28 protein-coding genes and 1 pseudogene are annotated in these 25982 nt (G+C 68.2%); 11 read left to right on the forward strand and 18 right to left on the reverse strand.

Features of this window, described 5'->3' with window-relative positions:
- Nucleotides 1-44: 44 nt before the first annotated feature.
- Entirely contained in the window at nt 45-1064 is a 1020-nt protein-coding gene (locus M1M07_RS07205) for a DUF6670 family protein (RefSeq protein WP_248673687.1), read from the reverse strand.
- Nucleotides 1061-1384, reverse strand: coding sequence for a hypothetical protein (locus M1M07_RS07210; RefSeq protein WP_197256413.1), 324 nt, complete (start codon nt 1382-1384; stop codon nt 1061-1063). The genes M1M07_RS07205 and M1M07_RS07210 overlap by 4 nt, the downstream gene beginning before the upstream one ends.
- A gap of 109 nt (nt 1385-1493) precedes the next feature.
- Between M1M07_RS07210 and M1M07_RS07215 the strand changes: the two genes are divergently transcribed.
- Nucleotides 1494-3101 (forward strand): hypothetical protein, encoded by a 1608-nt coding sequence (locus tag M1M07_RS07215; protein ID WP_248673688.1) that lies wholly within the window; start codon nt 1494-1496, stop codon nt 3099-3101.
- Here M1M07_RS07215 and M1M07_RS07220 read toward each other — a convergent pair.
- From M1M07_RS07220 to M1M07_RS07230, 3 genes are all read right to left on the reverse strand, one after another.
- A complete protein-coding gene (locus tag M1M07_RS07220) occupies nt 3091-4371 on the reverse strand; it encodes a CdaR family transcriptional regulator (RefSeq protein WP_197256416.1) in 1281 nt (426 codons plus the stop codon). The two genes, M1M07_RS07215 and M1M07_RS07220, sit on opposite strands and share 11 nt — an antisense overlap.
- A gap of 109 nt (nt 4372-4480) precedes the next feature.
- Nucleotides 4481-4861: a hypothetical protein gene (locus M1M07_RS07225; RefSeq protein WP_197256418.1), complete on the reverse strand. Its 381-nt coding sequence runs from the start codon at nt 4859-4861 to the stop codon at nt 4481-4483.
- Between the two features lie 66 nt (nt 4862-4927).
- On the reverse strand, nt 4928-8356 hold the full coding sequence (locus tag M1M07_RS07230) for a proline dehydrogenase family protein (protein ID WP_248673689.1): 3429 nt from the start codon (nt 8354-8356) through the stop codon (nt 4928-4930).
- 149 nt (nt 8357-8505) lie between these two features.
- On the opposite strand from M1M07_RS07230, the gene M1M07_RS07235 reads away from it, so the two are divergent.
- Together M1M07_RS07235 and M1M07_RS07240 are read left to right on the forward strand one after the other, a co-directional pair.
- Entirely contained in the window at nt 8506-9438 is a 933-nt protein-coding gene (locus M1M07_RS07235) for an NAD(P)-dependent oxidoreductase (RefSeq protein ID WP_248673690.1), read from the forward strand.
- Nucleotides 9439-9605: 167 nt separating this feature from the next.
- Complete coding sequence (locus tag M1M07_RS07240) at nt 9606-10406, forward strand: alpha/beta fold hydrolase (RefSeq protein ID WP_248673691.1); 801 nt, start codon at nt 9606-9608, stop codon at nt 10404-10406.
- A 4-nt stretch (nt 10407-10410) separates the two neighbouring features.
- Here M1M07_RS07240 and M1M07_RS07245 read toward each other — a convergent pair whose 3' ends face one another.
- The 4 genes from M1M07_RS07245 to M1M07_RS07260 all read right to left on the reverse strand — a co-directional run bounded on the left by M1M07_RS07245 (nt 10411) and on the right by M1M07_RS07260 (nt 13006).
- Nucleotides 10411-10827, reverse strand: coding sequence for a hypothetical protein (locus M1M07_RS07245; protein ID WP_248673692.1), 417 nt, complete (start codon nt 10825-10827; stop codon nt 10411-10413).
- 44 nt (nt 10828-10871) lie between these two features.
- Nucleotides 10872-11642 carry a thioesterase family protein gene (locus M1M07_RS07250; RefSeq protein WP_248673693.1) on the reverse strand — a complete coding sequence of 257 codons (771 nt, stop codon included), beginning with the start codon at nt 11640-11642 and terminating at the stop codon, nt 10872-10874.
- Between the two features lie 129 nt (nt 11643-11771).
- Complete coding sequence (locus M1M07_RS07255; protein WP_197256428.1) at nt 11772-12032, reverse strand: carboxypeptidase regulatory-like domain-containing protein; 261 nt, start codon at nt 12030-12032, stop codon at nt 11772-11774.
- Nucleotides 12029-13006: a serine protease gene (locus M1M07_RS07260; protein ID WP_248673694.1), complete on the reverse strand. Its 978-nt coding sequence runs from the start codon at nt 13004-13006 to the stop codon at nt 12029-12031. The genes M1M07_RS07255 and M1M07_RS07260 overlap by 4 nt, the downstream gene beginning before the upstream one ends.
- 278 nt (nt 13007-13284) lie before the next feature.
- Between M1M07_RS07260 and M1M07_RS07265 the strand changes: the two genes are divergently transcribed.
- From M1M07_RS07265 to M1M07_RS07275, 3 genes are read left to right on the forward strand one after another with little or no spacing between them, the layout of a single operon-like run.
- Nucleotides 13285-13740: a PPOX class F420-dependent oxidoreductase gene (locus M1M07_RS07265; protein ID WP_197256432.1), complete on the forward strand. Its 456-nt coding sequence runs from the start codon at nt 13285-13287 to the stop codon at nt 13738-13740.
- Between the two features lie 59 nt (nt 13741-13799).
- Nucleotides 13800-14141, forward strand: a complete 342-nt coding sequence (locus M1M07_RS07270; protein WP_197256434.1) for a metalloregulator ArsR/SmtB family transcription factor — start codon at nt 13800-13802, stop codon at nt 14139-14141.
- Between the two features lie 4 nt (nt 14142-14145).
- Nucleotides 14146-14631 carry an SRPBCC domain-containing protein gene (locus tag M1M07_RS07275; RefSeq protein ID WP_197256436.1) on the forward strand — a complete coding sequence of 162 codons (486 nt, stop codon included), beginning with the start codon at nt 14146-14148 and terminating at the stop codon, nt 14629-14631.
- Nucleotides 14632-14748: 117 nt separating this feature from the next.
- Here M1M07_RS07275 and M1M07_RS07280 read toward each other — a convergent pair whose 3' ends face one another.
- Nucleotides 14749-15168 (reverse strand): SRPBCC family protein, encoded by a 420-nt coding sequence (locus M1M07_RS07280; protein ID WP_197256438.1) that lies wholly within the window; start codon nt 15166-15168, stop codon nt 14749-14751.
- 175 nt (nt 15169-15343) lie between these two features.
- Here M1M07_RS07280 and M1M07_RS07285 point away from each other — a divergent pair, with 175 nt between their 5' ends.
- From M1M07_RS07285 to M1M07_RS07295, 3 genes are all read left to right on the forward strand, one after another.
- Complete coding sequence (locus M1M07_RS07285; RefSeq protein ID WP_248673695.1) at nt 15344-15955, forward strand: CGNR zinc finger domain-containing protein; 612 nt, start codon at nt 15344-15346, stop codon at nt 15953-15955.
- A gap of 81 nt (nt 15956-16036) precedes the next feature.
- Nucleotides 16037-16936 carry a hypothetical protein gene (locus M1M07_RS07290; protein ID WP_248673696.1) on the forward strand — a complete coding sequence of 300 codons (900 nt, stop codon included), beginning with the start codon at nt 16037-16039 and terminating at the stop codon, nt 16934-16936.
- 51 nt (nt 16937-16987) lie between these two features.
- Nucleotides 16988-17776 (forward strand): nuclear transport factor 2 family protein, encoded by a 789-nt coding sequence (locus tag M1M07_RS07295; protein WP_248673697.1) that lies wholly within the window; start codon nt 16988-16990, stop codon nt 17774-17776.
- On the opposite strand, the gene M1M07_RS07300 is transcribed toward M1M07_RS07295, so the two are convergent.
- The 3 genes and pseudogenes from M1M07_RS07300 to M1M07_RS07310 form a co-directional block, all read right to left on the reverse strand.
- Nucleotides 17737-18114, reverse strand: a complete 378-nt coding sequence (locus M1M07_RS07300) for a hypothetical protein (protein ID WP_248673698.1) — start codon at nt 18112-18114, stop codon at nt 17737-17739. The two genes, M1M07_RS07295 and M1M07_RS07300, sit on opposite strands and share 40 nt — an antisense overlap.
- 82 nt (nt 18115-18196) lie before the next feature.
- Nucleotides 18197-19441 (reverse strand): NAD(P)/FAD-dependent oxidoreductase, encoded by a 1245-nt coding sequence (locus M1M07_RS07305; RefSeq protein ID WP_248673699.1) that lies wholly within the window; start codon nt 19439-19441, stop codon nt 18197-18199.
- 106 nt (nt 19442-19547) lie between these two features.
- A pseudogene (locus M1M07_RS07310) lies at nt 19548-19679 on the reverse strand (NAD(P)-binding protein); the annotation flags it as partial.
- A gap of 54 nt (nt 19680-19733) precedes the next feature.
- Here M1M07_RS07310 and M1M07_RS07315 point away from each other — a divergent pair.
- Nucleotides 19734-20561, forward strand: a complete 828-nt coding sequence (locus M1M07_RS07315) for a hypothetical protein (protein ID WP_248673700.1) — start codon at nt 19734-19736, stop codon at nt 20559-20561.
- Nucleotides 20562-20809: 248 nt separating this feature from the next.
- Complete coding sequence (locus M1M07_RS07320) at nt 20810-22417, forward strand: AMP-binding protein (protein WP_248673701.1); 1608 nt, start codon at nt 20810-20812, stop codon at nt 22415-22417.
- Between the two features lie 18 nt (nt 22418-22435).
- Here M1M07_RS07320 and M1M07_RS07325 read toward each other — a convergent pair whose 3' ends face one another.
- The 5 genes from M1M07_RS07325 to M1M07_RS07345 form a co-directional block, all read right to left on the reverse strand.
- Nucleotides 22436-22618 carry a hypothetical protein gene (locus M1M07_RS07325; RefSeq protein WP_248673702.1) on the reverse strand — a complete coding sequence of 61 codons (183 nt, stop codon included), beginning with the start codon at nt 22616-22618 and terminating at the stop codon, nt 22436-22438.
- A 235-nt stretch (nt 22619-22853) separates the two neighbouring features.
- Entirely contained in the window at nt 22854-23498 is a 645-nt protein-coding gene (locus tag M1M07_RS07330) for a dihydrofolate reductase family protein (RefSeq protein ID WP_248673703.1), read from the reverse strand.
- 121 nt (nt 23499-23619) lie between these two features.
- Nucleotides 23620-24012: a gas vesicle protein GvpJ gene (gene gvpJ, locus M1M07_RS07335; RefSeq protein ID WP_231611528.1), complete on the reverse strand. Its 393-nt coding sequence runs from the start codon at nt 24010-24012 to the stop codon at nt 23620-23622.
- A gap of 167 nt (nt 24013-24179) precedes the next feature.
- Complete coding sequence (locus M1M07_RS07340) at nt 24180-25814, reverse strand: hypothetical protein (RefSeq protein WP_248673704.1); 1635 nt, start codon at nt 25812-25814, stop codon at nt 24180-24182.
- On the reverse strand, nt 25739-25897 hold the full coding sequence (locus tag M1M07_RS07345) for a hypothetical protein (RefSeq protein WP_197256456.1): 159 nt from the start codon (nt 25895-25897) through the stop codon (nt 25739-25741). The genes M1M07_RS07340 and M1M07_RS07345 overlap by 76 nt, the downstream gene beginning before the upstream one ends.
- Between the last annotated feature and the right edge of the window lie 85 nt (nt 25898-25982).

The raw sequence follows: 25982 nt of genomic DNA on the forward strand, positions 1-25982 counted from the left end.
GTCGCCGGAAGACGTTGTCGGTGAAGAAAACCGCGTGTCCGATTCTACCCGTCCGGCGAGGTCGGCCGTGTGGACTCGCTGCGCCGATCGATGTATTCGCAATATCCGGAGCCGGCGACCCGCCGACCCCGCCAGCGGCCGTCGAACCGGATCCCGCCGACGTATCCGGCGCCGAGCCCGTACGCCCAGTCGCCGTCGGCGTGTCCGTCGACGTGCCCGACGCCGGGAATGCCCCAGTGGAACTCGCCCGGCAGCAGCATGCGCCGCCCGTCCGGGGTGCGGACCTCGCGTGCGGTGTCGATGCGCAGCCGGACACCCACCCGCACCGTCTCCACCGTCCCGGTCGCGCTGCGCAGGAACGCGGTCCGCAGCACCGGCACATCCCCCGGGCCGAGCACCGAGGTGAGCAGCAGCTGCGTGTCGTCGTCGACGCTCAGGACCTGGTAGACGAACGTGCGCACCGGCAGCCGCGCGGGGACCGCGACACCGTGCGCGTACTCGAGCGCGGCCAGACCCGTGACCGTCCGGGTTCCGTCGGGGTCGGTGAGGGTGCCCTCGTAACGGCACAGCCGGCTCGAATGCCGGTACAACCCGGGGATCGCGAAGAAGGTCGTGATCACCCCGGTCGGGTGCAGCAGCAGATCCACCGCGACCGCATCGGCCGGCCACGTGCGCTGCACCCGGACATCCGAGGCGGACACGGTCATCGACAGGTGCTCTCCGAACGACGCCATGCCCGGCCGCAGGTCGCAGTCCCGGCGGATCGACAGCGGCGTGAATCCGGATTCGGTGGTCGCCGCGGTCGTGGACACCAGCGTCACCGAGTCACCGCCTCGATCCGGCGCGGCCGGCTGATCGAACACCACCGGCCCGGGCCGACCGGCGATGCCCATCACGCTCAGGAACCGGTGCGGGGCGGGCAGGTCGCCGATCATCACCCCGTGGTGCGCCCACCGTCCCCGCCCCACGACGGGCAGCGGCCCGCCCTCCGGTGCTCCCACGTGCTGGCCGCTGCGGCTGACCAGTGCCACCGCGCGGGCCACCGCCTCCGACGGGCCGCTCACTCGAACCACGATCGCACCGGCGGCTTCACCCACATGATCTTCTCGTCCGGGTGGGCCCGCGCGGCCGCCGGATGATCCGGATGGTTGCGCGCCCACTCGGTCTTCTCGTCGAGCAGTGCGGCCACGTAGTTCCAGGTCTCCATCGTGCGTGGGGGATGCGCGCCCGCCTCCCGCGCCAGCCGACGGCGGTAGTCGTCGGTCATCGCGAGCAACTCGGCGCCGGTGATGCCACGATCCCACGCGAAACGGGCGAGGATCACCGACTTCTCGCGGCGATTCTTCGCGGCCTGGTCGGTGTGCGCGAAATCGGGAGTGTCCATCCCTTCTCCTTCCGATCGGGGCACCGGTGTCCATCATCGGTCATCGTTGACAACGACGGGGCGACGGCTCACGCTCGAGGGAGCCACCTCCGGTCCGGAAGGACGAGCGATGCCGGCACAGACGCGCGACATTCCGCAGGGAACGCCGAGAGACGTTGCAGCGCAGGCGAAGAAGGAACCCAGGACGCCGGAGTTCGATCCCACGCTCGGAATCGTCGTCGGAGCCGAGGTGCGCGGCACGCCCCCGCACCGCATCGTGGCGCTCGGGGATTCGCTGCTGCAGGGCTTCCAGAGCGGCGCGGTGTTCCACACCGACCTCTCGGTTCCGGCGATCATCGCGTACGAACTCGGAGCGCTGCGCGCGTTCCGCTTCCCGCGCTACGGGGGACCGGGCGGGCTGCCACTGAACATCGAACTGATGTTGCGCCGCCTCGAGGACCGGTTCGGCTCGTCGCTGCAACCGTGGGAGGTGCCGCTCGCGCTGTTCGACGTGCGCTCGTTCATGGACGAGGTAGAGGACTACTGGGAACGAGGCCCCGGCGCGACCGCCCCGGTCGTTGCGGCCTACCAGCACAATCTGTCCTGCTTCGGCTGGGATCTGCGCGACGCGCTGAGCCGCACCGCCCGGATCTGCGCGGACGCGATCGAGACACCCGGCGACGATTTCCTGAACCAGGTGGTGCAGAACAACGGCGACCGCGCGGCGCTGCACGTGTATCCGCACTGGGCGCCGCCGCAATGGGAGATGACCCTGTTCGACGCGGCGGCCGCACTCGGCGACGACCACGACGGCACGACGGAGAGCGGCATCGAAACCCTCGTGGTGTTCCTCGGTTCCAACAACGCGCTCGGCACCGTCACCGACCTGCGGGTGGAGTGGAGCGGACCGGACTTCCGCGACCTCGCGAAGAAGGGGCCGTACACGATCTGGCGTCCCGAACATTTCGACGCGGAGTTCGCCGAGGTGGTGGCGCAGGTCGAACGCATCTCCGCGCGCCACGTCGTCTGGTGCACGATTCCGCACGTCACGATCGCGCCGATCGCGCGGGGCCTGGGCTCGAAGGTCGAGCACGGCTCGCGGTACTTCCCGTACTACACGCGGCCGTGGATCGACGAGCGGCGATTCGACGCCACGCGGGATCCGAACATCACCGGCGCGCAGGCCGCCGTCGTCGACGCGGCGATCGACCTCTACAACACCACCATCACGCGGGTCGTCGCCGAGGCCCGCGCGGGAACGTCCGGCCCGCCGCGGGACTGGTATCTGCTCGACGTGTGCGGCCTGCTCGAGCGGCTCGCGTTGCGCCGCTACATCGACGACGTGCAGGCCCGCCCGGCGTGGTGGACGCCCTATCCCTTGCCTGCGGCCCTGGCCGCGCTCGATCCGGTGCCCGATTCGCGGTTCCTCACCGCGGACGGTCGCGGGGGACGCGCCACCGGCGGGTTCTTCTCCCTCGACGGAGTGCATCCGACGACGGTCGGCTACGGGATCCTCGCGCAGGAGATCATGACGATCATGGCGCAGGCCGGCGTCGAGTTCCGTCACCCCAGCGGGGAGTTGCGAACCGGGCCGATCACCGTCGACTGGGAACGGCTCATCCGCCGCGACACTCTGATCCGGACACCCCCACAGAACATCGATTCGACGTTGTCGATTCTGGGGTGGGCCGACGAGGTCGCCGACCTGGCCGGCCGCGCCCTGGGCATCAGGTTGTGACGCCGGTCCGGCGCGGGATCAGGACCCCGTGCCCGTACCACCGGCAGATCTCGAGGGCTGCGGTGAGCGTGAACGGGTCGATGTCCTCGAGATCGCGTCGGAGTTCCTCGGTGGCCTGCTGAATCCGGTACCGGATCGTGTTGCGGTGCAGGTTCATCCGCGCTGCCGTGGTCGCGGGGCTGCGATTGCAGGACAGGTGCACCCGCAGGGTTTCGCGCAGTTCGGCGGCGCGATCGGTGTCTTCGGCGAGCGGGCCCAGCATGCCGGCGACGAAAGTGCGCATCTCCGTGAGATCCCCGGCGAGCATCGCGACCGGGGCGATCTCCGCGTACCACACCAGCGCCGGTGCCTCCGGCACAGCGGTGCTCGTCAGTGCCTTGACGGCGGCGGCTTGCCGATGCCCGGCACGGAATCCCTCGATACCGCTCCCCGGGAGTCCGACCGCAACGCGCAACGGCACGTCGGCCGCCTCGATCGCGGCCCGCAGACGCTCGATCACGTCGACGACATCACCGTGCAGGGCGAGCCACGCGTTCATCGCGAGCGGTTCGGTATGCACCGCGAGCGTGGCCGCGCCCGGAGCGACCTCGGTGAGCAGTTGCTGGACCGCCGTTGCGACATCGGGGAAGGGCGATCGTTTCGATTCCGGAATCCACAGCGCCATCGCCAGGTGCATGCCGTCGAGCGGATACTCGAGTGCGCCGGCCTGTTCGGCGTCGGTCACCGCGCCGGTCAGTATCTGGCTGATCCAGTACTGGGTCAGACCACTGCGGCTGGCGATCCACCGTTCCCGCTCCTCCTCGTAGGCGAGGGTGACGCGCTCGGAGAGGTGGTCGATGAAGGCGGCGGTCTTGCTGACCGCGGCCCGCAACGCGACCCGGTTGTCGGCCGGGGCGGCATCGTCGGCCACGTCCATGCACATGCTGGTGAAGCGCGCCTGACCGATCCGGTAGGCGCGCAGCAGGTGCGCAAGCGACCCGCCCCGGCGGGCCAGTTCCCGTGCCAGCGCGAGTGCCTCGGGGGGAGGGTCGACCGCCGACGGATCGGTGCCCTCGAGCAGGGCTGTCATCAGCACCGTGGTGTTCTCGGCGATGCTGGCCAGCAGCAGAGCGCGGTCTCGCTCGGTGCTCGCTATCTCGGGGATCTCGGCGCCGGTGAGTTCCGCAGTTTCGGCGACGAAGGCATCACGGCGCGCCACGACGGCGTCGGCGATGTACCGGGCCGCCTCCTGCTGTTCCTGGTCGGTCCAGTCGACGAACACCGACGCCATCGGGTGGCCTCCCCAATCTCGAATCGCGTGGCGCACCGCGATCGGCGCGGGTGTCGAATCTACCCGCTGGGTGTGCCGGGCCCGCTCCGAACCGCCGCCCCGGCACGGGTCAGGTCAGATTCACGACGTGCGCGTGCGAAGCGACGGCGTCCTGCAGCTTCTTCCGGGAAAGGGTGCGTGGGCCGCACGCGCATCCGGCGGGGATGGCATCGTCCTCGAACTGTGTCGCCTCCAGGGTGTCGACGAATTCCGAATCGAGCTTGTCGCCGTGGTGGCCGGTGGCTTCCCGATCGCGGGAACCGCGCCCACCCGGGCCACTGGCCGAGACCACCACCGGTCCTTCGGTCGTCTTGTAGACCGCGGCGACGGTGTGGCTGGCCGGACATCGCACCTTCAGCACCGCTTGTTCTGTGCGCGAGGGTCCGAGTTCCTTCACGGCCGCGAGGGCCTTCCGGCGGCGTTCGGGGGGTGGGGTTTCGGCGATGTTCATGTTCCTATTCCACCCCACCGGCCGCCGCGATCCCACCGGTTCGGCATAACCGATCTTGAACCGGCATCAAACGATTCCGTCGGTGAGGTGGTTCGGTGTCCCGAAGCGGTGCGCGGTGATCGAGACCGACTGTTCCCTCAGGAACGGCAGCATTTCGAGCCGGCCGGACTCGGTGACCCGATTGTGGTACACCGCAGTTCCGGGACGCCCGTACAGGTTTTCGGCGAGCGCGCGGGTGTCGCCGCCGATCAGCCGGATGCGGTCCGGGGCAGGCCTGCCGATCCGGTTCAGCCACGCCGCATCCGTCTCGATCGCCAGAGATGTCACGAAAGTCCCTATCACGCGTGTTGTTTCGCTAGACAGCGGCGCCGTGGTGGACACGTCGACGGATGCGCCGCACCGGGCGGCGGCACCGAGCACCCGCAGCAACTCGACCGCGGTCCCGCGCGCGCCGAGCCGGACGTGCACCCGCACCGGGCGGTACCGGAACAGATTCCGTTCGGCGGTCAATGCACTCACGTCGCGGGCGAGGGAGAACTCGGTGCGCCACACGCGGGCGTCGCTCGCGAACGACCGGCGCAGGAACTCGCGCTCGGCTTCCGACAGCCCGGCCGCGTCGAGAAGAAGCGCCGGGACGCCGTCCACGGTCTCGTCGACAGGGCTGTGCGGCGCCGGTTCCCACGACCCGAAACCGACGAGATAGTTCGGGCCCCCGGCCTTGAACCCGGCCCCGACCGACGACCGTTTCCAGCCGCCGAACGGCTGCCGACGCACGATCGCGCCCGTGATGCCGCGGTTGACGTACAGGTTCCCGGCCTCGACCCGGTCCAGCCACAGCGCGATCTCCTCGGAGTCGAGACTGTGCAGCCCCGCCGTCAGCCCGAAGTCCACCCGGTTCTGGAGCGCGATCGCCTCGTCGAGGTCGCGGGCCGTCATGATGCTCAGCACCGGCCCGAAGAACTCGACGAGATGGGCGCGAGAACCCGGCCGCACACCGATTCGGACACCGGGGCTCCACAACTGCCCCGACTCGTCGAGGCGCTGCGGGGCGACGAGCCACGATTCCCCCGGACCCAGGGTGGTGAGCGCGTCGAGCAACTTGCCGCGGGCCGGCTCGACGAGCGGCCCCATCCGGCTGCGCGGATCGTCGGCGCGGCCCACAGGCAGCGACGTCACCGCGTCGACGAGCTGATTGCGGAACCGGCGCGACGACGCGACCGACCCGACGAGGATCACCAACGACGCCGCCGAGCACTTCTGCCCCGCGTGCCCGAACGCCGACTGCACGACATCGCGCACCGCGAGATCCAGATCGGCGCTCGGTGTCACCACGATCGCGTTCTTGCCGCTGGTCTCGGCGAGCAACGGCAGATCGGGCCGGAACGACCGGAACAGCTCCGCCGTCTCGTAGGCGCCGGTGAGCACCACCCGGTCCACGCGCGGATCCGCGATCAACTGCCGCCCCAGATCATGGTCGGCGAGCCGCACGAGATGAAGCACGTCGCGGGGCACCCCCGCCGCCCACATCGCCTCGGCCAGCACCGCGCCGCAGCGGGCGGTCAGCGCCGCCGGTTTGAGCACCACCGCCGATCCCGCGGCCAGCGCCGCCAGCGTCGATCCGGCAGGGATCGCGACCGGGAAGTTCCACGGCGGCGTCACCACGGTCAGGGCGGACGGCACGAACCGGGCGCCGTCGACGGCGTCGAGGTCGCGGGTCCGATCGGCGTACCAGCGGGCGAAGTCGATCGCCTCGGACACCTCCGGGTCGGCCTGGTCGACAGTCTTACCGGCCTCGGACACCATCACCTCGACGAGCTCGCCGCGCCGGCATTCGAGCTCGTACGCGACCCGTTCCAGAACCTCCGCGCGGTCGCTGCCCGCGCGGAGGCCCCACTCGCGGCCGTGCGCGGTGGCGGTCGCCAGCAGGTCGTCGAGCTGGTCGGCCGTGCGGATCGTGTGTGCCGCGACCGCGGCGGCACCCAGCCGGGAGCCGGCCGCACGCCCGAGGATCTGCCGGGCCCACGTGCGGTTCGCGGGCAGCGACGGATCGGTGTCGGGCGTGTTCGCGAACTCCGGGCCGGGCGGCTCGAGCGGACCCACCAGCCGGTTCTGGGTGCGGTTCGGAGGGGGGACGGAACCGTCCACGTCCGCCAGGGACGCCAGGAACCGCTGCTTCTCGCGTTCGAACAACGACTCGTCCTCGTGCAGCGCGAAAACCGCCGACATGAAGTTGTCCTGGCCCGCGCCCTCCTCGAGCCGCCGCACCAGATACGCGATCGCCACGTCGAACTCGTCCGGATGCACCACCGGCGTGTACAGCAGGATCCCGCCGACGTGGCGGCGCACCACCTCGGCCTGGCTGTGCGCCATCCCGAGCAACATCTCGAACTCGACGCCGTCACGGACCCCGCGTTGCCCGGCGAGCAGCCACGCGTGCGCGACGTCGAACAGGTTGTGACCGGCGACGCCGATCCGCACGTTGGCGATGCGGTCGGGCTCGAACGCGTAGTCCAGCAGACGCTTGTAGTGCGTATCCGTCTCCTGCTTCGAACCCCAGGTCGCGAGCGGCCAGCCGTGCAGCGACGCCTCGACACGTTCCATCGGAAGATTCGCGCCCTTGACGACCCGCACCTTGATCGGCGCCCCGCCCCGCGTCCGCCGCGCCGCGGACCAGTCCTGCAACCGGATCATCGCCGCCAGCGAATCCGGCAGATAGGCCTGCAGGACGATGCCCGCCTCCAGGTGCGCGAACTCCGGCCGGTCCAGGATCTTCATGAACACCGCGATCGTCAGGTCCAGGTCGCGGTACTCCTCCATGTCCAGATTGATGAACTTCGGGGAAGGGGAGGTCGCGGCCAGGTGGTACAGCGGCACCAGTCGCTCGACCACGTCGTCGACCGCCTCGTCGAACGCCCACGGTGAATGCGGCGCGACCGCCGCCGACACCTTGATCGACACGTAGTCCACGTCGTCGCGGGCCAGCAGCGCGCGGGTGCCGGCGAGCCGGCGGTCGGCCTCGCGTTCCCCGAGCACCGCCTCCCCGAGCAGATTCAGGTTCAACCGCACCCCGTCGCGACGCAGCCGCGCGATCGCGCGCCCGAGCCGCGCGTCGCTCGCATCGACCACGAGATGCCCGACCATCGCGCGCAGCGCCCGCCGCGCCGCGGGCACCACCACGTGCGGCAGGGCGGGACCGAGCGTGCCGCCGGCCCGGATCGCGGCGCGCAGGTGCGCGGGCAGGAAGGCCGGAAGGTCCCGGGACAGGTGCGCGAGATTGCGCGCGGCGACCCGCGGATCCTCGGGCCGGATCACCCCGTCGATGAACGCGACCGTGAACTCGAGGCCGTGCGGGTCCTTCAGGACCGCGGCGAGCTGTTCGGCGCCGCGGTCCGGCGGGACCGTCGCGGCCTCGGCGATCCACCGTCGCACCAGGGCGACGGTCTCGTCGGCGAGCGAGCCACTGTGGATTCGGGGCTCGTGCGTGCTGTCGGTCATGGCAAACCTCCCGCGTCCAGCACCATTGTGGCCGCAACCGCGCGAGGCGGGCGGTGTTGCGCTCATGTCCCACACCCTCGTGTCACACAACACCGGGCCGAATCGTCACACCTCCACGAGGACGAATCCGATTCGAGAAGGTGATGGTCATGCGAGTCTTCGTGGCAGGTGGATCCGGGGTGCTCGGGCAACGGCTGGTGCCGCAGCTCGTGGCGCGAGGTCATCAGGTGACGGCGACGACGACCGGCCCCGGCAAACTCGGTCTGCTCGGGCAGCTCGGTGCCGATGCGGTCGTGATGGACGGACTGGACGCGGACTCGGTGGCGACGGCGGTGGCCTCCGCCCGGCCCGATGCGATCGTCCACCAGATGACCGCGATCTCCGCGGCGCACTCGGGCAAACCCGATATGAAGCACTTCGACCGGTGGTTCGCGACGACCATCCGGTTGCGTACCGAAGGCACCGATCACCTGCTGGCCGCGGCCGAGGCGAACGGCATGCCGCACGTCGTCGCACAGAGCTATGCGAGCTGGAACGGCATCCGCACGGGCGGATGGGTGAAGACGGAAGAGGATCCGCTGGATCCGGAGGAGGGGACGAAGGCGCGCCCGGGCGCCGATGCGATCCGCTACGTCGAGGACCGGGTCCTCGAGGCGGGCGGGGCGGCACTGCGGTACGGCGGGCTCTACGGTCCCGGCGCGAGCGACGATCAGGTCGAACTCGTCCGCAAACGGCAGTTCCCGCTTGTCGGCGGCGGCACCGGATACGGCTCGTGGGTGCACCTCGACGACGCGGCGAGCGCGACCGTGCTGGCGGTCGAACAGCACGCGAAGGGCGTCTACAACATCGTCGACGACGAACCCGCCCCGGCGGGGGAGTGGCTGCCGTATCTGGCCGCCTGCGCGGGCGCGAAACCCCCGATGCGGGTACCGCGATGGCTCGCCCGGTTGCTGGCGGGTGATGTGGCCGTGACGATGATGACCGAGGGGCGCGGGTTCTCGAACGCCAAGGCCAAGCGGGAGCTCGGCTGGGAGTTGCGTTATCCGTCGTGGCGTCAGGGTTTCCGGGACGGTCTGTTCTGAGCGGAGTCCGTCCCGGAGAAACAGGTATGCCCTTCGGGTATTTCGGCCGTCGCTGCATCGCGCGGAAAACGACATGGTGGGACGTGTCCCCACCCGTTCGATCGAAGGTCCCCATGCCTCTCCGACACGGATTGCCGGTCACCCGTACCGATGGTCACCCCGCAACGATGTCCTGGTCCACTGTTCACGTCGATGCCCGGCCGGAGGTGTGCGGCGTCCTCGGCCGGGGAGCACCGGTGGTCTTCGTGCCCGGATATGGATTGACGCCCTGGATCTACCGGCATGCCCTGGCCGGGCTGGCCCGCACCGTACGGGTCTTTGCCCCGGCGATTCCTGCCTTCGCGGCAGTGCCGGGCAAATCCCTCGATGAGCGGACCGTGGCGGAAGGCGCGGCCTGGCTCGGTCGGTTCCTCGATGCTGCCGGACTCGGTTCGGTGACCCTGGTCGGGCACTCGTTCGGCGGGGCACTTGCGATCCGTGCCGCCTCTGCTCTTCCGGATCGGGTGGCCCGGCTCGTTCTCGTGAACCCGGTGGACGGAGGACCGTGGCCGGACGTCGGTGGAGCGGTGACCCCGCTCGGCGACGGATCACCGCGGGAGCGGGGGACGTCACTGGAGGAGGCGTTGGTGCGACGGATGCTCGCTTCGGTCGATACGCCGCGCCGCACCGTCACTACGGACGGTGATCCGGCACCCGAATTGCGCACCGACTCCATCCCTCGGGGCCGGGGCCTCGACGAATCTCTGGATCGGCTGGCGCAACAGCGTCTGCCGGTAGCGCTCGTGTGGAGCCACGACGATCAGCTGGTCCCGCGGACGAGTGTCGAATCGCTCCGCGCGTGCCTGGGCGGAACGTCGGTGTTCACCGTCGCAGGCGGACACGGGTGGCCGATCGCCGACCCGGAATGTTTCGGTCACACGATGCAAACCGTCCTGGACCGTCTCCCCCTCGAGGTCGTCGTCTCGTGAGCGGCTAATCGGCGATCGGGAGGGGACTGCGCAGCGCCTCCAGCGACGCGATCTGCTCGGGCGACCACGGCCGCGCCGCGGAGCGGCCGTCCCCGACCTGCACGAGCGTCACCGACATATCCGCCGCGAGTGACCCACCCTGCTCGATTCCTGCCCGCAGCGTCACCGAGGTGGTGCCGATCCGTGTCACTTCGATGTCCAAGTGCGCTTCCTCGGTGAACAGTTCGCGCGAAAAGTTGCTGTTCACGTTGACGACGACGATGTCCGTGACCGGATCGAAGCCGTCGAGCGTGTCGGCCAGCACGCGGTTCCACGCACCCGTCGCTGCTTCGAGCGCGCAGTAGTGCGGCACGTGCCGGCGGATATGCTCGGACGCGTCCGCGGGCGCGTGATTGTGCAGGGTGACGGTGACGCGAGGCATGTTCACGGACACTACCGAGCGTCGTGGAGCCCGGCCCGGGCAGGTCAGGACGGGCGCACGGTCAGTACCTGCGAGGCGGTGCCGATCGGCCCGTGGACGTCGTGGATGACGCTGCTCGTCAGCCCGAGACCGGTCGGCCCGAACGAGACGGTGGTGTCGAACCCGAGCCACTCGCCGCGCGGCTCGGCGAAGAAATGCGCGGTCAGGTCGATGTTGGGGAACGCGATGTCCTTCGGATGGGCGCGCACGGTCATGCCGTTGGCGATGTCGAGGAGGCCTGCCGCCCCGGCGACCGCGCTGATGTCCTCACCGGCGACCAGGGGGAGCGGGGTGCGTACCCAGTACGACGCCCGGCCCGGCTCGACCTGCCGGCGGCGCACCTGCGCGGACTCGATGAATCCGCCGGGCCACACCGACGTCGGATCCCACTCCTCCATCTCCTCGGGCGGGGCGATCCGTGCGAGCGACGTTCCTTCGAGTTCGGTGGTCGGGCGGGTCTGCATCAGCCAGGCGCGCAGGCGCACGGCGGCGCGGCCTCCGTGTGCGAGGACGGCCTCGACGAGTTCGATGGTGCGTCCGGGACGCAGGACGGCGACCTGCACCTCGACCTCGTCGATGGGGAGCGTGCCCAGGATGTCGTAGGAGAGCCGGCCGATGGCCAGCCCGTCGTCGCGGCGGGCGTCGCGGTCGAGTTCGACGGCGTGCGCCATCAGCCCGAGGGCCGGTGCGATGTGCTGTTCGTTCGTTTCCCACGCGCCGCCGACGTGATGCGTGGCCCGGAAGGTGGTCGGCCCGGTTCGTTCGAAATAACTCATCGGCAACTCCTCGTGCGTTTGCTCCATGCAATCACGCGCGCCGCGCTGACGCGCCGGTGTGCCTTTCTGGCGGCTCCCACCGCCACTTCGGCACACCGGCGCATCAGCGCCGCGGAGAGCGGAACTCCTTCAGGTAGGGAGGGTTTCGAGGGCGGCGACGACCTCGGCGGTCGAGGACGCCTCGGGCAGGGTCACTTCGAGCCGGGCGGGCCGATACTCGTCGGCGTGCACCGCCAGCAGGTACCGGCCGGGATAGGGCGTGCCGACGGTGAAGCTGCCGTCGGGTCCGGACAGGATCGCGATCTCCGGCATCGGCCCCGGACCCGTCACCACGACGATGCGGGCGAACGGGACCGGGGTGTTTCCGCAGCGGACGATGCCTCGAATCACGCCTTCCACGCCTTCAATCGGTCGAAGACCGGGCCGGTGATACGGACACCGGAGTTCACCGGCACTCCCGGTGAGACGCCGTTGGTATGGATCCCGAAGGCGTGCCGTTGGCCGTTCACGAGGCGATACACGGCGCTGCCGCTCTGACCGCCGAACGTGTCGACCTCGTAGAAGATCCGTTGTGCAGCAACCGAAGACAGCCTCCGCGAGTGATACCACTGCGTGCCGGTCGGCTTGTCGCCCGGATAACCGGTGATGTTGGCGATCGACGACAGGAGGGTGTTGTCGTCGTAGACGCCGAATCCCAGCCAGCCGGTTCGGTCGCCGAGATTCGTGGGAAGGATGAGTGCCCCGATGTCCCAGTTCGAGTCGCCGTTCTGCGTCCAGCCCTGCACCGACCGCAGGCTACTTCCGCTCGCCCGGACGGAACCGAACGGCAGCGACGAGCCGTTGCGGCCGGGCATCACCGTCACCGAACGCACCCAGCCGGAACCGGGCCCGCTGCCCTGCGCGAACACGCAGTGCCCGGCGGTGATGACGGTGTGCGGACCGATGAAGAAACCGGTGCCGCTCGCAAACGAGCCGTTGGACAGCTCGATGAGCAGGTACGAGTGGACACGCCACGGGTAGACGGTCGTGTCACCGATCTGGACGCGATCGTCGGGGAAGATGACGGATTCGAGTGCGGGCTGTCCTGCCGGCGCGGGACCCCACGTGGCTTCGGCCGCGTCCGGCGGATTCATCCGCAGCAGTTCCTGAAGGTCGGTTCCGGGGGCGTCGGGGGTTCCGGAGTAGCCGGCGAGCTGCTCCGCACCCGACCCTGCGAGGTCGGCGAGCGCACCGGCCGGCCCCGCAGACGGCGGGGACTGCACGAGGTCGGATTCGGGGATGGTGAGCGATACGGGTGAGGTTTCCGCCGACGGGTCGGAGGTGGTGACGGCACCATTGTGGGCGGCGGGAAGGGTTGCGGTCATCGTGGTCTTCCTGACTGTCGGTACCGCGACGAACTGCGGTACTGCCGGGTGGGGGACAGTTCGAGGATGGGATCAGACGAGCGCGGGCACACGCGTAGCCGACTACGCGAATTCGCGCCGATCACGGCCACGGTCGCGGGTACTCACACCCCGTCTTTCCGAGCGAACGGTACATTCAGTCGATCGAAGGAGACGAGCGGTACATTCGCTCGGAGGCGATCGTTCGGAGGCGGTAGCGTTCCCTGGTACCCGCACGACTCCGATCGAAAGGGTTCGTCATGCCTCGTATCGCCACCGCCGAAAAGGTCGATCGTGATGCGCTACTGGAATTCCTGCGCCCGCGACACCGGGCGGTCCTGGCCACGGTCCGCTCGGACGGCACTCCGCAGATGTCACCGGTGACCTGCGGGGTCGACGCAGACGGCCACATCGTGGTGTCCACCTACCCGGCGCGGGCCAAGGCCCGCAATGCGCGGCGGAATCCGCACGTGACGCTCTGCGTCCTGTCCGACGACTGGAACGACGCGTACGTTCAGGTGAACGGACGCGCGGAGGTTCTGGACATGCCGAAGGCGCTCGACGGCCTCGTCGAGTACTACCGCTGCATCGCGGGTGAGCATCCCGACTGGGACGAGTACCGCGAAGCCATGGTCAGGCAGAACAAGACCCTGATCCGGGTCCATATCGAAAGCTGGGGTCCGATCGCGACCGGTGGATTCCCGCCGGGGCTCTGACCTGGCGGAACACTCCGAGGCTTGACGATATACAACCATTTGGTTGTATATTGGTTCTCGTGAGCGGAGACGACGAGGACCGGGCCGATGCCCTGTTCCACGCGCTGTCCGACCGAACCCGGCGCGACATCCTGCGCCGTGTGCTGGCCGGGGAGCACTCGGTTTCCGCGCTCGCGGCGAACTACGACATGAGCTTCGCCGCTGTCCAGAAGCACGTCGCGGTATTGGAGAAGGCCGGCCTGCTGACGAAGCGCCGCAGCGGCCGGGAGCAGTTGGCCAGTGGCGACGTGGCGGCGGTGCGGTCGGTGGCGTCCATGCTCACCGAACTCGAGCAGGTGTGGCGCGGTCGCATCGCACGTATCGACGAACTCATCGCAACCGACTCGACCGAGGAGAGCTGACGACATGCCTGTCACCGACGTCCGACACGACATCGACAACCGAACACTGACCATCACAGCCGATTTCGCCGCCCCGGTCGCGCGCATCTGGCAGGTCTACGCCGACCCACGCCAGCTGGAGAAGGTGTGGGGTCCGCCGACCTACCCGGCGACCGTGGTCGACCACGATCTCCGGCCGGGCGGCCGCGTCACCTACTTCATGACGGGACCCGAAGGCGACAAGCACGCCGGGTACTGGGAGATCAAGACGGTCGACGAACCGACGAGCTTCAGTTTCGTCGACGGTTTCGCCGATCTCGACTTCAACCCGAATCCGGAACTGCCGGTCTCCGAGAACGTCTACACCTTCGCCGAACACGAAGGTGGCACGCGGGCAACGTATGTGGCCACCTATGCCTCCGCCGAGGCACTCCAGACGGTGCTCGACATGGGTGTGGTCGAAGGTGCCTCCTCGGCGATCAATCAGATCGACGAGCTGATCGTCTCCTGACCTCGCGCGACGGTCGGCTCGCCCGCATTTCGGGGCGAGCCGACCGCTCGCGGGCACTCGTAGCCTGCGCAGCGAGTGCGTCGGTATTCGCCTTCCGAACCGGTAGCATCGTCGCGCTCACGTCGAAATGTCTTGTGTGCCTTCCATTGTCTTCCGGAACAGTTCGAGGACGAGTTCCATGTTGGGACCCCAGGCGGGTGCGAACCCGGCGGGAAGCACGTCGTGGGTCCAGGTGACTGTGCAGCGCCCGTCGGGGAGCGGGAACACCTGAACCGACGCGTTGTCGTGTTCCGGTGGCGCGGTGCCGCCGACGATCGCGTAGACCAGCCGTCGGCCGGCGTCGTCCACCGTGATCTCGCGTTCCCGCATCACCGTTCCGTCGACGAACGTCACGGTCCTGACTCCGGGTTCGCTCAGGACGCTGTCGCGTACGAAACCGGGCGCCATCCGGGTCGGTCCGTCGATGAAGTCGCCGAGAACCTGCCAGGCGCGGTCCGCATCGGCTGCGATCGTGATCTCTCTGGTTACCGAAGCCATGTCGAGGGCCTCCTCTCGAGTCGCCGGGCCACGATGCAGCAAATGGCTGCCCGCGTTGCCGGCACCGGCCGAATCTGCGGGGGCGGTTCGATGGTTACCCCACATCATCTAACCGGTATAAGCACTACGCTAGTTACATAACCGGTCAACGTCAATAGACGGTTAGGATGAGGTCATGGTGGAACCTCGCCCGGACAACGATCCCGTCGGAACCGCGCCCGGACGGCTCCGCTGGATCGAAGAGTTCGTCAACACGCGCCGGGCCGATCGGGACGACATCGCCACCCCCGCACAGCTCGTGGACTGGTTCCATGCACACGACCTGGCGCATGACGCCGCGTCCGCCACTGCACGGCAACGGGATCGAGCCGAACACATCCGGGAGGGGTTGCGGGCTCTGATCGCCGGCAACAACGCCGAGCCGGTCGCCAGCCCCCGACCGGACGGTCTGGACCCGGACGCCACGGCGAGGATCGCCGCACTCGCGTCGTCCCTGCCGATGGCACTCGACGTCACTGCTGTACCGCCACAGCTGATTCCGGCCTCGCGCGACCCGATCGACGCTGCCCTGACCCGGCTGTTGATCGCGGTCGCCGAGGCGGTCGCGGACGGCACCTGGAACCGCCTCAAGGCCTGCCGGGAACCGAGTTGCCGCTGGGCCTACTACGACCACTCCCGGAACCGGCGCCGCACGTGGTGCTCGATGGAACTGTGCGGCAACCGCGCAAAAGCCCGCACACACCACCGCCGTTCGACGCTCGAATCCGGCAACGCCGTGCCGAAGTAGATCTTGACGCGGCGTCGGGCCGGGCGTTTCACTGAGAAGGCTCGTCTTCGATCACCCGACGGTGTTCTGGGAGGATGACCTATGCGCGGCACAGATTCGGTGGTTCCGAAACCTCGGCGCGGAGCAACCCGTCGTCGCCGAACCGTCTCGCTGCTGGCACTGGTCGGAGCGTGCGTTCTCTCCTTGTCTGCGACCGGGACGGCCGTCGGCGATCCGGCGACGGACACCGGGTTCTCCCCACCGTTCTCCGGAGCGCCCGGCTACGAATACCTGGCGCCTCCGCAGATGACCGATCCGTCGCAGCTCAACCAACCACTCGGTCAGCAGGCTGCGGAAGAGATCGCCGCCCGCATAGGGTTGGGGCCGGAGGACGCTCTCACCGAACAGCAGTATCAGGACCTCACCACCGGAGGCGGAGTCGGCGGTAGCAGCGACGCTGCCGCGGTGATCAACGCGTGCGCCGAGATCCTCACCAATACGAACGGCCGGCCCCTCTTCTCGGATGTCGACGGCGTTTCCACACCGTCGGTCCTCGGAAGCTACGGGCTCTACGTGAACCCCGCCGGGTTGCTGGAGAGTCCGGCCAACGCGGACGCACCTACGCGGCAGGTGAATTCGCTGATCGCCCCCGGCGGTTTCGTGGGTACGTGGCTGCGGAACAACGGCGCAACGGATACCCTGGTGGCGCTCTACCGGTCGGCGTACACGGTGCAGGCGGTCTACGGCTTTGCGGCACAACAGATGTCCGGGACGGCGCAGCTGGTGACCAACACCAAGGGGGGCGTGACCTCGGAGGTGGGCATGTCGATGGCGCCGCCGCTGTGGATCGTGAACTTCGCCCTGCTCTACATCCTGAAGCCGTCGTTGGCGGCGGCGATGCCCGCCTACTGGGCTCCCATCCCCCCGGAGGTCGCCGACGCCGTGAAGGCCAGCCCGACCGGACAGGTTCCCTTCAAGGACTATGCGTCCTACTTCGAGTGATCGGCTTCCCGGCCAGGGCTCGTTGCTGATGCGAGGGTGCGGGAGCGACGCATGTTCGACGAAGAAGAGTTTCAGCGGGCATTGGCGCGACCGCGACTTGCCGGTCCCGTGCCGGAGTTCCTCGATTCCAATCGAGGCGTGCCGATCCGCGCGATCCCCGAGCCGGAACTGCAGGCCACCACTCGTGAGTGGTTCACGATGTTCGAGAAGAAGCTCGACTACCTGAGCGAGCGCCACGGCACCGATCTGTCGTGGGTGATGACGTGGGCCAAGAAGTACTGGTGGAGCTTCCTGGTCCGCGACATGAGTATCAACGACGAGCTGTATGCCCAGGACATCCGCTACGTCGACCCCACGACGTTCGGGCGCACGATCGTAGGTATCGACGAGTTCGTGAGGTACAACTTCGCCTTCTTCGACGCCATCCCGGACTGGCGCTACGACCCGTTGCCCGATCAGGTGTACGTCGACGTCCAGCCCGACGGCACGGTCCGCACGGTCATCCGGTACATCGGAAGCGGCCACTTCTCGGGTGCGCTCCGCCTGTACCCCTACGACGACTCGGCACCGGTGATCTACGGCGACGGACGGTTCATCCAGGCGCCCGCCGTCGATCGATACCACTTCGGCCCCGACGGGTTGATGAGCGAGGGGGAGACGCTCTTCGACTTCCTGGATGCCGTCCAGCGAGCGGGCATTCTTCCGCGGGACGACAGCTTGCCGTTCCGTGCGCTAATGGCCGCGTCGAAGCTTCCGGTGCTGGCTCGCCGGGTCGGGGAGAAGTTGCGCCGTGATGAAGGTCACCGATTCCGGGCTTCCAGCCGGTGGAGAAGTCCGTGAAGGTGGCCGTCGGTTGCCATTCGGCGGTCGAGGACGGGGTTGACCAGTCCGCGTAGCCACGAGTACTGCCGCCAGCCCGCCGGGGCAACGGTCATCGGTGCCCGCCGGCGGATGCCGTCCACGATCGTCCGGGCGGCCCGCTCGGCGGTGATGCGCCGGTTGAGGGGCCACGGAAGGAGGTTGTCGATTTCGCGGCCTAGGTCGTCGGCGTCGAGCATGTCGTGGGTCATCGCGGTGTCCACGACACCGAAATAGGCGATGCCCGCGGTGGCCCCGTGGGCCGCGAGTTCGACGCGGAGGGCGCGCCCGAGCTGCTCCACCGCGGACTTGCTGATCATGTACGGGGCGCCGCCCGCCCGGGAGCGAAGGCAGCACAGGACGATACGACAACCACGTGTCCGGCACGGCGGGTACGGGCGGTCACCGGAGGACCTCGATGTCGAAGGGGGCGATGTCGAATTTCCGGACACGGCGGGCGTATTCGAAGCTCCACCCCGGGTACAGGCCGGCGTTCCTGCCGTCCGCGGTGTGGTAGTAACTGGTGTCGCATCCGCCGGTGAGCCACACGGTGCCGTCGCTGCGCCGGTTCATCTCGTCGACGAACGCGCTCTGAGCGCTGTCGCGAACCTCGATCCGGGACACCCGGTTACGCCGCATCGCGGTGAGGGCGTCGACGATGTAGCGCACCTGTGCCTCGATCATGAAGATCGCCGACTGGTTCCCGACCGCACCGAAGGCGCCGAGGGTGTTGAAGAAGTTCGGGAATCCCGCGAGGGACATGCCGAGATAGCTCGCCGGGTTCTTGCGGTACAGGTCGGCGTAGGTGTGCCCGCCACGCCCGCGGATTCGTTCGTATACCGCTGGTGGAACATCGAATCCGGTTGCGTAGACGATGGTGTCCACGGGATGCTCGGTGCCGTCGCGGGTGACGACGGAGTGTGGCCGGATCTCCGCGATCCGGGTGATGACGACGTCGACGTTCGGTCGGGTCAGCGCCGGGAACCAGTCGTCGGAGAAGATGGCGCGTTTGCAACCGATCATGTAGTCCGGGGTGAGCTTCCTGCGCAGCTCGGGATCGCGTACCTGACGGCGCAACTGATATCGGCCCAGGAGTTCGTAGGGATAGCGGAACTTGTTGTTCACGAATCCGACCAGGCCGAAGCCTTCGATCATCGAGTAGTACGCGGCGCGCATCGCCTTGCCGACGACGGGCACCCGCCGGATGAGCCGGCGCTCGAATTCGGTCGTCACGCGGTCCATGCGAGGGATGATCCACGGCGCCGATCGCTGGAAGACCAGCAGCCGCTCGGCCTTGGGCTGCAGCTCGGGAACGAACTGGACCGCAGACGCTCCGGTCCCGATGACGGCGATGCGGTCGCCGGTGGGGTCGTAGTCGCGATTCCAGTGCAGGGAGTGGAACGCGCTCCCCGCGAACGTGTCTGCCCCCGGGATGTCAGGGTATCGCGCCTCGCCGTACACGCCGGCGGCAGTGATCAGTACGTGGGTGGTCGCCTCGCCCGCGCTGGTGTGGAGGATCCAGTGGCCGGTGTCTTCGTCCCAGTCGGCTCCGAGCAGCTCGACCTCGTACCGGATGTGCCGCTCGACGTCGTGGTGCGCGGCGACTGTCCGGAGGTAGTCTAGGATCTCCGGTTGTCTTCCGTACATCCGGGACCAGTCGGGGTTCGGGGCGAACGAGTAGCTGTACAGATGGGAAGGGCACGTCGCACGCACAACCCGGGTAGGTGTTGTCGCGCCAGGTGCCTCCCAGATCCACGGCCCGTTCGAAGATCACGAAATCGTGGACCCCGGCCTCGCGGAGTTTCGCGGCCAGCGCGATGCCGCCGAAACCGGCACCGATGACGACGATCGAGTGATCGGCATCGGTCGAAGAGGTGCCGTTCATTCGCCCGTCCTCGTGTCGGTGTGGCGTTGCGGTCCGCTCGTCGCGGCGCGAGCCGTGGCCGCCGTTCCGGGACGCACTGCGGCCCCCACACCGTGGACGATCATCATCGGATCGGATGCTTCCAGGCTTGTCGGCACGGCGTCAAGAGGGATCGGCGCGACGGACTGGCCGATGAAAATCCTTGCCGCGCACGGACGCACCTGGCTCACGGTCGGCGTGGTCGGCGGTGGAAACGACCCGGAACTCCGGGCGATCCACGACGAGGTGGACAACCGGGCCGCCGAACGGGTCCCCGAAGCCATCGGATTCACCGGTTCCGGGGACGCGCGCGACACCGCGCCGGCGACCGTTCGTGCCCACGGCGGGATGGTGAAGTCGGCGGTCCGGGAGTGGTCATCTCGATTCCTTCTTTACGTTCCGGGTGAGAGCGGCCGAGTGGGTCGCTCCGAAGGTTCGAGACGCGGAGAGGGCGAAATGTTCCCGGAGTCGCCGGATGAATTCGCGGCGCCGGCTCGGGGTGGTCTATTGGAATTCGAAATATCAACCCGCAGAGAAGTTTCGGCGTTCCGGAACATCGCGGGGGCGGCGGCACTCTCATCCGTGAAGAGCGCAGACCGGTCACCTCTTCGTCGACGAACACACACTGTGAGGAGAACTCGGATGAAGAAACTGATCGCATCGCTGGCCGTCTCGGTGGGCGCCACCGCTATCGTGGCCGGAGCCGCCGGCACCGCTTCGGCGGAAACGCGAATTCCGCTGAAGACCGGACTGAACAGCGAATGGGATTGCCTGGAGTGGATCTTCGACAACGCCAACCCCCACGCCATGTACGAGTGCCAGGACGGCTACGGAGGGTGGGCGGTCATCTGGCTGGTGGAGTAAGCGCCGGGACTGTGACCCGGTAGAGCAGTGGACCCGATAAGGGGTTGACAGTGGACTCCGGCATCCGACAGCTTGCGCCTTGCGCGGGGCGCGCGTTCCGGACCCGACCGGGTGTTGGAGTCCACACAGTCCCGGCCGATCGGCCCGGGCAATCGGTACAAACCCTTCCACCACACGTGCAACGTGTTCTAGATTCGTGGTCGGAGCCCGACGAAACGGACTCGGACGGTTGCAGGAGGGGATTCGGGATGCAGTTCAACCTTGCGGATGTATTCGAGACGGTCGCCGCCGCGGTGCCGGATCGCATCGCGCTCACCTACGAAGACCTGAACCTCACGTATGCGCAACTGGAAGCCGAATCCAACCGCACGGGACAGCTCTTCGCCCGCGCCGGAATTTCCCAGGGCGATCATGTGGCGCTGTTCCTCAAGAACAGCGTCGAACACGTCACGAGCATCCTCGGTCTCATCAAGATCCGAGCCGTGCCGATCAACGTCAACTACCGGTACACCCCCGCGGAACTCGAGTACATCTTCACCAATTCGGATTCGGTGGCGGTCGTCGTCGAGCTTCCGGAACATCAGCGGGTGCTCGCGTCCCTGCTCGACAGTTGTCCACTGATCCGGTCGGTCTTCGTGGTGGGCGAGACCGAGGACGAGCTGCGGGAGGCTGCCGAGCGCCGGTCCGTCGCCGTGACCTCCTTCGCCGACGCACACGATCTGCCCGCCGAGGCCGAGTTCCCGACGCGCTCGGGAGACGACCTGTACCTGCTCTACACGGGTGGCACGACGGGATACCCGAAGGGTGTCATGTGGCGGCACGACGACTTCTTCCGCAAGCCGCTCTCCGGCGGCAATCCATACGGCACCGAACCGCGCAAGGATCTCGCCGAGGTGGCGGCGGGAGCGAAGGAGTTCCCCGGCCTCGCGTTCCTCATTGCAGCACCCCTCATGCACGGTGCCGCCCTGTACTCGCTGTTCACGTTCTTCACGCTCGGTGCCCGGGTCGTGCTGAGGCGGGATTTCGACGCGAAGAAGGTCGTCGAGTCCATCGAGAAGGACAAGGTGCAGGTGATCCTCATCGTCGGGGACGGTATGGGATTGCCGTTGGTCGACGAGATGGAACGCAGGAAGGGCGAGGTCGACTACAGTTCGCTGTTCTCGATCACCTCGGGCGGCGCGATCTGGTCGACGAGTGTGCGCGACCGGATGCTCGCGGTGAAACCGGATCTGTTGCTGCGCGACAACTTCGGTGCCTCGGAATCCGGCAACGACGGCGCGTTCGACGTCGACGAGGCCGGAAATCTGCGGATGCCGCCGTCGCCCAACATGATTCTCGTCGACGAGCGCCTCGAGCAGATTCCGCCGGGTTCGGACGACGTCGGATACATCGCGCGGATCGGCAACGTACCCCTCGGCTACTACAAGGACGAGGAGAAGACCGCCAGGACGTTCCCGACCCGCGCCGACGGTACCCGCCTGTCGATCCTCGGCGACATGGGTCGCGTGGAGGCCGACGGCACCATCGTCTTCCTCGGGCGTGGCTCGCAGTGCATCAACACCGGTGGCGAGAAGGTCTTCGCCGAGGAGGTCGAGGCCGCACTGCATGCGCACCCGGCCGTCGCGGACGCCCTCGTCGTGCCCGTGCCGGACGAGCGCATGGGGCAGGCCGTCGCCGCGGTCATCGCCACCTACCCGGACACGGGCGAGTTGACGCTGGAAGAGGTGCAGGAGCACTGCCGCAAGTCGTTGGCGGGCTACAAGATCCCGCGTTCGATCGTCGTCGTCGACGAGGTGAAGAGGACGCCGGCCGGCAAGGCGGACTACCGGTGGGCGACCGCTCAGGCAGCCCGGTAGGGAAGCCGCCGGGCGTCGTCACCGGTCGTGCGGTTCGTGCTCCCAGTACGTCCAGTACTGCATGGAACCGGGAGCGGTGCCCAGGTCGATGTATGCGCGTCGTCTCCAGACGACGCGCATCCACACACGACCTCCGTCGGTGGTGTCCACCGGTCGCCAGGCGAACCAACGGTGCGCGGGGCCGTAGGTGCGAACGGTCATGCCAGGCCTCGCACGGTTCGTTCCGCGATCTCGTTCGCGTCGGTCACTAATCTGTCGGTCGTGTGCGTCGGGCCCGGCCTGGTATGCAATGTTTCTCCTGAATCGACACTGAGATCTCGGCGCGGACACCCGCAGTGCATGTTTCCGCTGCCACGTGATCGACCGGAATGTCCGGCTCGTTACGCATAAACTTGGAGAAACTGCAGGTCACAGACAACTCGGCTGTGGGCGGGCTTCAGTCGTCGCGTCCGACGCCGCGAGCGGGTGCGCTCATGTCTCCCGTCTCCGGCGTGCCGGGGGCGAGTCCGTAGCGCAGGTACACGGTGCCCTTCCCGCTCGCGACCGGCGGTTCGAGGAGGGTGAGGTTCGTGGGCACCGCGCCCCCGTCGAACACCTTCTTCCCGACGCCGAGCACGATCGGGTGCACCCACAGGTCGAGCCGGTCGAAGAGTTTCTCGCGCAGGAGTGTCTGCACCAGGTTGAGACTCCCGACGACCTTGGTGTGCCCGTGCCGGTCGCGGATCTCGCGCACCGCGGCCGCCAGATCCGGGCCGAGTTGCGTGGACCCGGCCCACGAGAGGTCGGGTTTGCCGCGGGAGGCCACGTACTTGGGGACGCTGTTGAAGAGAGTGGCGATGCCGCCGTCCTCGCCGCCCTCCTGATGTGGCCAGTAGGCGGCGAAGATGTCGTAGGTCCGCCGGCCGAGCAGGAGAGCGTCCGTGTCCTCGTACGCGGCACCGACCTGCGCACCGGTGACCTCGTCGATCAGGGGCGCCTGCCAGCCGCCGAACGGGAACCCCTCCGGGTCCTCGTCGGGGCCGCCGGGTGCCTGCCCGACGAGGTCGAGGGTTGCGAACAGTTCGATGTCGATGAGTCCCATTCCGTACTCCCGTAGGTTGGTTGTCTCGGCAAGAGGGGTAGACCTTCGGGCCTCGGCAGAATCATCGCTGCGCTCGCCGTAGGTCATCGGCTCACGCAGGCACCTCACTGCACGACGATCGTTACTTCCGCCGGCGTTGCTCGGCGACGTCGTCGAGGAACCCGAGGATCTTTTCGGCCGCCGAGTCCAGAGCGCTGTTGGTCTTCTTCTTGGCGGCGCTTTCGATGGCCTTGCCGCCGATGTCACCGACGATGTCGGGCAGGCCCTTCGGTTCGGTCTGGGAGATCTCGAGCCGGTTCACGGCCTCGGCGAAGCGCAGGTAGGTGTCGACGCTGGCGACCACGATGCGGGCGTCGATGGTCACGAGCTCGATGCCGACGAGCGAGACTCGTACGAACGCGTCGATGACGAGGCCCTTGTCCAGAATGGTGTCGATGACCTCCGCCAGGCCGGACGAGTTCGGGCGGGCCATCGTCCCGCCACCTCCATTACCGCCGGGTTGGATCGATGTCATGGCGGTCACTCCTCATGGTGCGGTGCGCGCAGGTGCGTAAAGACGTTGTGGAGCAACGCCTTACATCCCGGCCATTGGTTGGAGGCTTCCGGCGCCCCTGGCTCACCCTTCCATCATGCTCCTTCGAAGACCCGCCTCGATGACAATCCTCGACACGGCCGTCGGAATCATCGCAATGCTTGTCCCGAGGGCATCCCGAACGGCCGGAAGGCCACGGCGCCCCAGTCCCGCCACGGCGGGCACGGTGGGGGAGTGCGGCCGTTCAGGAAGCGGATCGTCGCGTCCTCGAATGCTGCCGATGCGGGCAGGTTCGGGTGGGCGACGCGCGCCGGGCACCCGTTTCGTTCGACATCCAGTCGGTGGTCCGTCATCAAGGGCAGATCGGCGGCCGAAGGCAGGCTCATGGCACGTACATTCTGCGGAAGTCGCTGAGCAAGAATCGATTCCGCTGTTCCCGCCGTACCGAGCAGGTCCCGCGCGGCGGGGGAGTCCGGGTCGAAGTGGAAGTCGATCAGGCCGGCGGACGATGCCGCGACCCGCAGCAGGTCGCCCAGGACGCGGCCGGGTTCGTCCACGTGCGGTGGAGGGTAACCGGTCGGGGTGCTCGAAAAGGCGCCGACCAGCAGCAACGCGTCGACGTCGACCCGGCCGGTGGCGGCGGCTTCCCACACCACCCAGACGGCGTGCGAGTGCGCGGCGACCACAAGTGGGCGAGGCAACGCGGATGCCTGCTCGACGAACAGATCGACCTGCTCCCGGAACGGCCTCTCGGTGTCGGTGGGTCCGTAGGGGGCGCCGGTGCGGATCGGGCAGGTCGCGTCCTCCTGTGGTTGCCCGTTACCCGGTCCGGCATACGAGAAGTAGTACACCTGCTCGCAGCGGTAGCCGAGGCGGTGCACGTCCGTCGCGTGGATCACGCTCCGTCCCGACGCCGAGTTGATTCCGGCCACAATCAACAGCGAACCCGGTTGCGGCGGACCGGGTTCCGGTTCGTCGTACCCGCGGGTCGCGACGAACACGATCGACACGGCGGTGAGCACCGCGACGAGCGCGGTCAGGGCTGCTCCCGGTCGCCGCAATGCCGGGCGGTCCATCATCGCGATCGTCAGCCCGGTCGCGACGGCCGAGACCGGCACGAGCGGCACGGTCAGGCCCGGGATCCGATCGGCCACGGCACCCAGCGCCAGGACCACCGCACAGTACGGCAGCATCACCTCGACCCGCAGCCCACGCCGCCAGGTCAGTGCGACGGCCTCGCGCAACCGGGGCCGGCCCTGCCACGGCACCGCGCCGAGAGTGAATACCAGCGCCCCGACCAGGGCGACTGCGGGCCAGAACAACCGCGAGTACAGGACCGCGTAGGCGGCGGCATCGGCGAACGCCGCCACCAGCACCGGCCCGAACGCAACCGCGTAGAACAGGGCGGCGAATCGCAGGTTCCGGGCGTAGAGGCCGCCCAGCAGCCACGCCATGAGCACCACCCGGACCGCGGTCACGACGGCGAGCAATGCCAGGAACACCGGCCACGACGACGCCCGCGACAGCAGGAGCCGCAGGTCGGTGAACTGATCTAGCGGCGGCAGCGCCACGAGGTGGATCAGGCCGGGCCAGGTCGGGATCGCGCCCGTCGCGGCGAGCAGCACGACGAACGCCGCCGTCGCTGCGAGCGGCCACCAGCGCGTCCACCGTCCCTTCCGGTGCGAGCCGGATCGCGGACCGGCTCCGGTCAGGGGGTCTTCGTCCGTCTGTCCACTTCCTTCTCGACGGCGACGGCGAGGTCGTGGACGACCCTGGAGTGCCATTGCTTGTGCGCCTCGAGATCTGCGGCGAGCGCGTGACAGTCCGGGCATTCCTGCGCCGGGCCGGTGTGCTGGGTGTGCTCCATGGCGATGCACCTCCTGGAAAGGATCCGCCTCCACCGTGGCACGAATACGGAAGGTAATCCACGGGGCACGCAGCGCAGCCAGCGG

This window comes from Rhodococcus sp. HM1 (genome assembly GCF_023218075.1).
Lineage (GTDB): Bacteria > Actinomycetota > Actinomycetes > Mycobacteriales > Mycobacteriaceae > Rhodococcus.

What these genes read in the sequence shown, in the direction of transcription:
- M1M07_RS07345 (WP_197256456.1), bottom strand. Translation starts at nt 25,897, where the DNA reads ATGGAGCACACCCAGCACACCGGCCCGGCGCAGGAATGCCCGGACTGT.
- M1M07_RS07320 (WP_248673701.1), top strand. Translation starts at nt 20,810, where the DNA reads ATGCAGTTCAACCTTGCGGATGTATTCGAGACGGTCGCCGCCGCGGTG.
- M1M07_RS07210 (WP_197256413.1), bottom strand. Translation starts at nt 1,384, where the DNA reads ATGGACACTCCCGATTTCGCGCACACCGACCAGGCCGCGAAGAATCGC.
- M1M07_RS07290 (WP_248673696.1), top strand. Translation starts at nt 16,037, where the DNA reads ATGCGCGGCACAGATTCGGTGGTTCCGAAACCTCGGCGCGGAGCAACC.
- gvpJ (WP_231611528.1), bottom strand. Translation starts at nt 24,012, where the DNA reads ATGACATCGATCCAACCCGGCGGTAATGGAGGTGGCGGGACGATGGCC.
- M1M07_RS07280 (WP_197256438.1), bottom strand. Translation starts at nt 15,168, where the DNA reads ATGGCTTCGGTAACCAGAGAGATCACGATCGCAGCCGATGCGGACCGC.
- M1M07_RS07220 (WP_197256416.1), bottom strand. Translation starts at nt 4,371, where the DNA reads ATGGCGTCGGTGTTCGTCGACTGGACCGACCAGGAACAGCAGGAGGCG.
- M1M07_RS07285 (WP_248673695.1), top strand. Translation starts at nt 15,344, where the DNA reads ATGGTGGAACCTCGCCCGGACAACGATCCCGTCGGAACCGCGCCCGGA.
- M1M07_RS07330 (WP_248673703.1), bottom strand. Translation starts at nt 23,498, where the DNA reads ATGGGACTCATCGACATCGAACTGTTCGCAACCCTCGACCTCGTCGGG.
- M1M07_RS07300 (WP_248673698.1), bottom strand. Translation starts at nt 18,114, where the DNA reads ATGATCAGCAAGTCCGCGGTGGAGCAGCTCGGGCGCGCCCTCCGCGTC.
- M1M07_RS07260 (WP_248673694.1), bottom strand. Translation starts at nt 13,006, where the DNA reads ATGACCGCAACCCTTCCCGCCGCCCACAATGGTGCCGTCACCACCTCC.
- M1M07_RS07245 (WP_248673692.1), bottom strand. Translation starts at nt 10,827, where the DNA reads ATGCCTCGCGTCACCGTCACCCTGCACAATCACGCGCCCGCGGACGCG.
- M1M07_RS07305 (WP_248673699.1), bottom strand. Translation starts at nt 19,441, where the DNA reads ATGTACGGAAGACAACCGGAGATCCTAGACTACCTCCGGACAGTCGCC.
- M1M07_RS07295 (WP_248673697.1), top strand. Translation starts at nt 16,988, where the DNA reads ATGTTCGACGAAGAAGAGTTTCAGCGGGCATTGGCGCGACCGCGACTT.
- M1M07_RS07240 (WP_248673691.1), top strand. Translation starts at nt 9,606, where the DNA reads ATGTCCTGGTCCACTGTTCACGTCGATGCCCGGCCGGAGGTGTGCGGC.
- M1M07_RS07250 (WP_248673693.1), bottom strand. Translation starts at nt 11,642, where the DNA reads ATGAGTTATTTCGAACGAACCGGGCCGACCACCTTCCGGGCCACGCAT.
- M1M07_RS07340 (WP_248673704.1), bottom strand. Translation starts at nt 25,814, where the DNA reads ATGGCACTCCAGGGTCGTCCACGACCTCGCCGTCGCCGTCGAGAAGGA.
- M1M07_RS07275 (WP_197256436.1), top strand. Translation starts at nt 14,146, where the DNA reads ATGCCTGTCACCGACGTCCGACACGACATCGACAACCGAACACTGACC.
- M1M07_RS07225 (WP_197256418.1), bottom strand. Translation starts at nt 4,861, where the DNA reads ATGAACATCGCCGAAACCCCACCCCCCGAACGCCGCCGGAAGGCCCTC.
- M1M07_RS07230 (WP_248673689.1), bottom strand. Translation starts at nt 8,356, where the DNA reads ATGACCGACAGCACGCACGAGCCCCGAATCCACAGTGGCTCGCTCGCC.
- M1M07_RS07235 (WP_248673690.1), top strand. Translation starts at nt 8,506, where the DNA reads ATGCGAGTCTTCGTGGCAGGTGGATCCGGGGTGCTCGGGCAACGGCTG.
- M1M07_RS07265 (WP_197256432.1), top strand. Translation starts at nt 13,285, where the DNA reads ATGCCTCGTATCGCCACCGCCGAAAAGGTCGATCGTGATGCGCTACTG.
- M1M07_RS07325 (WP_248673702.1), bottom strand. Translation starts at nt 22,618, where the DNA reads ATGACCGTTCGCACCTACGGCCCCGCGCACCGTTGGTTCGCCTGGCGA.
- M1M07_RS07215 (WP_248673688.1), top strand. Translation starts at nt 1,494, where the DNA reads ATGCCGGCACAGACGCGCGACATTCCGCAGGGAACGCCGAGAGACGTT.